The sequence below is a fragment of the Aeromonas media genome, from assembly GCF_000819985.1.
Taxonomy (GTDB): Bacteria; Pseudomonadota; Gammaproteobacteria; order Enterobacterales; family Aeromonadaceae; genus Aeromonas; species Aeromonas media.
Window position 1 is genome coordinate 1 of record NZ_CDBZ01000080.1, and the last position, 5,710, is coordinate 5,710.

General features: G+C 61.8%; 5 protein-coding genes. 2 read left to right on the plus strand and 3 right to left on the minus strand.

Going from position 1 to position 5,710, the window contains the following annotated elements; genetic code table 11:
* The coding region (locus BN1127_RS06925) for a magnesium transporter (protein WP_042648961.1) at positions 1–185 on the plus strand (185 nt) is incomplete at its 5' end.
* Positions 186–243: 58 nt separating this feature from the next.
* On the opposite strand, the gene ppx is transcribed toward BN1127_RS06925, so the two are convergent.
* From ppx to BN1127_RS06940, 3 genes are all read right to left on the minus strand, one after another.
* Positions 244–1,734 (minus strand): exopolyphosphatase, encoded by a 1,491-nt coding sequence (ppx, locus tag BN1127_RS06930; protein WP_041206049.1) that lies wholly within the window; start codon positions 1,732–1,734, stop codon positions 244–246.
* Complete coding sequence (ppk1, locus tag BN1127_RS06935; RefSeq protein ID WP_010675282.1) at positions 1,724–3,793, minus strand: polyphosphate kinase 1; 2,070 nt, start codon at positions 3,791–3,793, stop codon at positions 1,724–1,726. The genes ppx and ppk1 overlap by 11 nt, the downstream gene beginning before the upstream one ends.
* Positions 3,794–3,869: 76 nt before the next feature.
* Positions 3,870–4,382, minus strand: coding sequence for a glycine cleavage system transcriptional repressor (locus BN1127_RS06940; protein WP_005331931.1), 513 nt, complete (start codon positions 4,380–4,382; stop codon positions 3,870–3,872).
* 258 nt (positions 4,383–4,640) lie between these two features.
* On the opposite strand from BN1127_RS06940, the gene BN1127_RS06945 reads away from it, so the two are divergent.
* Complete coding sequence (locus tag BN1127_RS06945) at positions 4,641–5,480, plus strand: DUF2726 domain-containing protein (RefSeq protein WP_041206048.1); 840 nt, start codon at positions 4,641–4,643, stop codon at positions 5,478–5,480.
* The last annotated feature ends 230 nt before the right edge of the window (positions 5,481–5,710 follow it).

Genomic DNA, 5,710 nt, shown 5'->3' on the forward strand with positions numbered 1-5,710 from the left:
AGGTGGGGGAGGATGTCAACGTGCTCTGGAGCGCCACTGTCGCCTCGGTGATCCCCATGGTGCTGCGTCGCTTTCGCATCGACCCGGCGGTGGTCTCCGCCCCCTTCATCGCTACCCTGGTGGACGGTGCCGGCCTCATCATCTACTTCGAGATAGCCAAGCTGATCCTGCCGGATCTGCAGTAGGAAAGCACAAGAGACAAAAAAGGCAGCCATCGGCTGCCTTTTTGCACAGAGGGGCGGATCACCCGAGCTGGAACAGCAGGGGCCAGCCCTGCTCGTGGCAGTAGCGGTGCTCCTTTTCCAGGTTCTGCATCAGCAACTTGTTCTCGTCGCACCAGTCCAGGGGCAGGGTGACCACCAGCTGATCCCCGGCGGCCTGCACGTTCCACTCGGGCAGCAGGTTGTCCTGACGCCTGTGGTGGGCCGCCACCGCGAGGCGCAGGATGCGGATGCAGCGCAGCACCGTCTGCTCGTCGTGGTTGGGCAGGGCCGGCAGCTCGGAGAGCTTGAGCCCCTTGCGGTGAAAGCGCACCAGGGCCGCCAGCAGGGCCTGATCGTCCTGGTTGAAGCCGGGCAGATCGGTGTTTTGCAAGATATAGGCGGAGTGTTTGTGGATGCCGCTGTAGTTGATGGCAAGGCCGATCTCGTGCAGCCGCGCCGCCCAGCCGAGGATGGCGCGATAGGGCTCTTCCGGCATCTCCCAGGGGCCGCTCAGGGCGTCGAACAGGGAGAGGACGCTGCTCTCTACCCGGGTGGCCTGGCGCTTGTCGATGCGATAGTGAGTGCTGAGTGCAAGCGCGGTACGTTCGCGAATGTCGTGATGCTGCAGGCGCTCCTCGAACTCGTAGAGCAACCCTTCGCGCAGGGCGCCGTCGGAGTACTCCATCCGCTCGATGGGCAGGGAGGTGAATAGCCCGAGCAGGATGGCCACCGCGGCGGCAAAGACCCCCTGACGCTCCTCGGTGAGGCCCGCCAGTTTGAGCTGATCGACCCGCTTGTGCTTGAGCATCTCTTCTTTCAGCCGCTCCAGTCCCGCCAGGGTGATGGCACCATCGGTCCACTCTTCCCCCTGCAACACGTCGCGCACGGTGCGGATGGAGCCCGAGCTGCCGAGGCAGCTCTGCCAGCCCAGCTTGCGGTACTGGTTGATGATGGGGGCGAGCTGATGCTGGGCTTCCAACACGGCTGCGTTGAAGGCCTTCTCGCCGAGCTTGCCGTTGCCAAAGAAGCTCTGGGTGAAGCTAACGCAGCCCATCTTGCGGCTGGTGAGCGCCTTGTGCTCAAACCCTTCGCCGATGATGAGCTCGGTGCTGCCGCCGCCGATGTCCACCACCAGCACCTGGCCCTCGATGTGCTGGGTATGGGCGACCCCCTGATAGATGAGGCGGGCCTCTTCCTGGCCGCTGATGATCTCGATGGGGTGGTTGAGCACCTTGGCTGCCTCGCGCACGAAGTCGCGGGCGTTGCTGGCGCGGCGCAATGTGTAGGTGCCGGCGATGCGGATCTGATCCGGCTTGATGTTGGTGAGCCGCTCGGCGAACAGGGCGAGGCAGTCCAGCCCGCGCGCCATGGCCTCCGGGGACATGCGGCGCTGACCGTCCATCCCTTCGGCGAGGCGCACTCGCTCCTTGATGCGATCGATGATCTGCATCCGCCCCTCGGTGAGGCGGGCGATGACCATGTGGAAGCTGTTCGAGCCCAGGTCGACAGCGGCGTACAGACTATTGTCCATGGTTTGACTCTATGCGTTTGAGGTAGTCGTAAATCGCCACCTGGGAACGGACCTTGCGGCGGTTGCCCCGCTTCACGTACTCGTTCTTCTGGTCGGCATCGATCACCCGCGCCTTGCAGGTATCACTCAGTTGTAGCTCGAGAATGTCGAGGATGCGCTGCTTGAGCCGCTCGTCATAGATGGGGGTGCCCACCTCGATGCGACCGTCGATGTTGCGGCTCATCCAGTCGGCACTGGAGATATAGAGCTGGGGATTGCCCTTGTTGTGGAACACCATCACCCGCGGATGTTCGAGGAAACGGTCGATGATGCTGATGACCCGAATGTTGTCGCTCAGACCCGGCACCCCCGGGCGCAGGGCGCACATGCCCCGGATGATCATCTGGATGGGCACCCCGGCCTGGCCGGCGGCATAGAGCCGGTTGATGAGGTCTCTGTCCACCAGATTGTTGATCTTGAGGGTGATGCCGCTGGGTTGCCCCGCCTTGGCGTTGGCCAGCTCGTTATCGATGAGGCGATAGAGCTGGCGGCGGCTGTTGATGGGGGAGACCAGCAGGTGGTTGAACTTGTAGCGCCGATAGGGGTACTCGATGTACTCGAACACGCTTTCCACCTCGGCGGTGATGTCCGGATGGCGGGTCAGCAGGGAGAAGTCGGTGTAGATCTTGGCGGTCTTCTCGTTGAAGTTGCCGGTCCCGATATGGGCGTAGCGCACCGCCTCGCCGTTCTCGTGGCGAGTGATGAGGCAGAGCTTGGAGTGGATCTTGAGGCTGGGCACCCCGAACACCACCTTGACGCCTGCGTCGGTCAGGATGTTGGCCCAGTCGATGTTGGCCGCCTCGTCGAAGCGGGCGCGCAACTCCACCACCACGGTCACCTTCTTGCCGTTGTTGGCGGCGTCGATGAGGGAGTGGATGATCCGCGACTTCTTGGCCACCCGGTAGATGTTGATGCGAATGGCGCTGACCGCCGGGTCGAAGGCCGCCTGGCGCACCAGCTCGGTGAAGTGGTGGAACTTGTGGTACGGGTAGTAGAGCAGGATGTCCTGCTTGGCGATGGCGTCGAAGGCGTTGACGAAGCCGTCAAAGTCGCGGCAGTCCAGTGCCGGCAGCTTGGGGTTTTCCAGATAATCCCGGCCCACATTGGGGAAGCCGATGAAATCCTTGAAGTTGTGATAGCGCCCACCGGGCATGATGGCGTCGTAGGAGCTGATCTGCAGCTTGAGCTTCAAGAAGCTTATCATGGCCGCCGGCATCTCCCGCTCGTAGACGAAGCGCACCGGCATGGCAGTGAGGCGCTGTTTCAAGCCGTCACTCATCTTGTCCACCAGGCTGAGGTCCAGCTGGTCGGAGAGGTCATATTCGGCATCCCGGGTCAGCTTGACCGCGTAGGCGGCAATCTCGTCGTAGTCGAAGAAGCCCTTGAAGATCTCGTCCAGACAGAAGCGGATAACGTTGTCCAGGATGATGATCTGCTTCTTGCGACGGGTGCCCTCCGGCGGTAGCTGGAAGAAGCGGGGCAGATCGTCGGTGGGCACTTCCACCAGGGCGTACTGGATCACCTGGCCGTTCTTCTTCATTTCGATGGCGAGATAGGTGTGCTCGTCTTTCAGGAACTTGACCGGGTTGACCTCCTTGTTGAGGAGGATGGGGATGATGTGGCGCAGCACCTTTTCCCGGAAGAAGATCCGCAGCCACTGCTGGATGGACTCGGAGAGCTGGCTTTCGTTCACCAGGAAGATGTTGTGGCGGGCCAGCGCGATCAGCAGCTCCTTGTAGGTGTTGTCGAACGCCTCGCCGAGCGCCATCACCTTCTGCTGGATGGCGCGCAGCAGCACCTTGGCCTCGTCGTCGCCGCCGTGGACTTCGTTGATGAGGATGCGGCGCTTGACGTCCGACACCCGTACCTTGAAGAACTCGTCCTGATTGGAGGAGAAAATCCCGAGGAAACGGACCCGCTCGATGAGGGGTACCGTCTTGTCCATCGCCTCTTGCAACACCCGTTCATTGAATGAGAGCCAGCTAAGCTCTTTCTCTTCATACTGCTTGTCGGTGCTCATCTGGTGCCTCTTTGCTCTGGTTGCGTCTGCGCGGAAGTTATGGCGTCAAACCATGACAAATTTATGACAGGCGACACTATTCGCTCAGATCCTGATCGATGTCGACGACGAGGTCGTCGGAGAGGGACTCCAGGGCCGTGACGAGATCGTCCAGTTCGAGCTGCGGCGGCATAGCCACCAGGGCGTGGGCATAGAAGAGGGGGGCGCCTGAGTGGGGCGCAGGTTCGCAACCTGTGGTGAGGTCGGCGACGTTGATGTTGAGCTGCCGCAGGATGCTGGCCACTTCGTGGACGATGCCCGGTCTGTCGTTGCCGGTGACGCTTAGCATCACCTGATGGGCCGGTTGCGGGCTCAGCTGCCCTTCGGCGAAGCTCACGGTGAGGCCAGGCAGCATCACCAGGGCCTCGCACAGGTTGCGGTAATGCTCGTCAGGCACGGCGACGTGCAAAATGCCGGCAAATTGCCCCGCCAGCTCGCTCATGGAGCTGGCCAGCCAGTTACCCTGCTGCCGGGTGATGGTATCGGCCAGGCTCTCGACGATCCCAGGTTTGTCTGCGCCGATCACGGTGACGACCAATTGCTTTTGCATCCTGCTCTCCTTGAATGGGGCTGCGTGGGGTCCGTTGACGCCTGGCGGCGACGGGGTGCGCGCCAGAACGTCCATGGGCTCTAGCATTGTGCCTGCTGTGACAGGCCATATGAAGCCCGCCTTGCGCAAATTCAGTGAAAAAACGCGAATGCCGGGACGGGCTTGATTTCTGCGCTGCCTGAGTCGCTTTCCCCGTGGTAGAGTGTGCCCCTTCCTTTGGTGTGAACTGAATTTGTCTTGTAAACGGGATGTGCGTGTATGAATAGCCTTGTCGTATCAGGAGCCGTGTTGCTGGGGTTGCTCCTGCTGGTGATCGTCTGGCGCAGGGAGAAAGAGGGCAAGGCCGAGCCCTATGATCTGCAGGAAACCTTGATGAGCCCAGCCGAGCGCACCTTCTTCGGGGTGCTGGATCAGGCGGTGGGGGACAAGGCCCGTGTCTTTGCCAAGGTACGAGCCTCCTATGTATTGACGCCCGAGGCGCACCTTGGCAAGGGCAAGCGCCAGCAGGCGCTCGGCAAGATAGGGGAGAAGCACTTCGATTTTCTGCTCTGCCACCCGACGGATCTCTCTTTCCTGTGTGCCGTGGAGCTGGATGACGAGGGGCACCGCCACCAGAAGCGCAAGTCGCGGGATCTCTTCCTGAAGGCGGCCTGCGATGGCGCCGGCCTGCCGCTGTTGCAGATCCCGGCCAGCAGCCACTACCAGGTCGACGAGTTGCGGGAGCAACTGCTGCCCCTGCTGGCGAGAACGACGGCGCCGGTGGATGACCTGCTGCCCGGCGAGCGCCGCGAACCGACCTTCAGCCCGCTGCTGCTCGATGGTGTCGATCTGGGCACGTCACACCCGGGGGCTGCCAGGGAGCCCCAGGTGCCGCCCCCCCAGGCCGAAGAGGCAATGCCCGCGTTGATGGAGGAGAATCCCTTCCTCGATCCGGATGAGGAGGAGCCCCGGGAGACGATCCCTCATTGCCCCCGCTGTGCCGCGCCCCTGGTGGCACGGGAAGCACGAAAGGGTCCCCATGCCGGTCGCCTGTTCCTCGCCTGCAGCCGGTTTCCCGAGTGCCGCTATGCCGCTCCCCAGGAGAGCGTGAAACACTGATCCCTCCTCTGACGCCGCACCCTGTCGGCGTCATTCTTTCCCCTTCGCTGGTTTTCATCCGATACTCAATCTGGCTGGAAGCGTGATCCCCGTCCCGCCAGGGTCCGGGAGGATGCGACAAGTTTTGACAATCCGCCAGAATTTTGGCACTTTGTCCCCCTTATGACACAGTGCGAAATTGGTTTTAATAAGCACTTAAAAAACAATAACTTGGCGTCAGGTGTGAAAAT

What these genes read in the sequence shown, in the direction of transcription:
- ppx (WP_041206049.1), bottom strand. Translation starts at nt 1,734, where the DNA reads ATGGACAATAGTCTGTACGCCGCTGTCGACCTGGGCTCGAACAGCTTC.
- ppk1 (WP_010675282.1), bottom strand. Translation starts at nt 3,793, where the DNA reads ATGAGCACCGACAAGCAGTATGAAGAGAAAGAGCTTAGCTGGCTCTCA.
- BN1127_RS06940 (WP_005331931.1), bottom strand. Translation starts at nt 4,382, where the DNA reads ATGCAAAAGCAATTGGTCGTCACCGTGATCGGCGCAGACAAACCTGGG.
- BN1127_RS06945 (WP_041206048.1), top strand. Translation starts at nt 4,641, where the DNA reads ATGAATAGCCTTGTCGTATCAGGAGCCGTGTTGCTGGGGTTGCTCCTG.